This window comes from Bradyrhizobium sp. GW821-FHT12B03, assembly GCF_058807535.1.
In genome coordinates, this window is record NZ_JBXAQU010000066.1 from 1 (window position 1) to 517 (window position 517).

General features: G+C 72.1%; 1 protein-coding gene. It reads left to right on the forward strand.

Annotated elements, in window-relative coordinates; translation table 11 throughout:
• Nucleotides 1–517: acyl carrier protein (locus tag AC1RUR_RS38380; protein ID WP_492853359.1), on the forward strand; the 517-nt coding region annotated here is incomplete at both ends.

The following is a 517-nucleotide window of genomic DNA, read 5'->3' on the forward strand; positions in this document are numbered from 1 at the left end:
GCAGCGCCAGCTCGCCGACGACGTGCCGGCACTGTATCGCGCCCTGGTCCGCAGCGGCTTGCGGAAGGCAGCGGCGGCCTCGAGCGGCGACACCAATGCGTTGCGGGTGCGGCTGGCCGCGCTGGCAGGCGAAGGCGAGCGGCTGCAGGCGCTGGTGGAGCTGGCGCAGGAGGAGATCGCCGCGGTGCTGGCCCTGCCCGGGGCAGGATCGGTGCCGGCGGACCAGCCGCTCAAGGAGCTCGGGCTGGACTCGCTGATGGCGGTCGAGCTGCGCAACCGCCTGTCGGGTCAGGTCGGGACCAAGCTGCCGACGACGCTGGCGTTCGACTATCCGACCGCGCGCGCCATGTCGCGGCTGCTGCTGGAGAAGCTCGCGCTCGGTCGTGCGCCTGTTCGCCAGGAGAAGCGGCGGGCGATCGCGGCATCGGCGGCATCGGAATCGATCGCGATCGTCGGGATGAGCTGCCGCGGTCCTGGCGGGCTGACGGGACCCGAGAGTTATTGGTCGCTGCTGGAG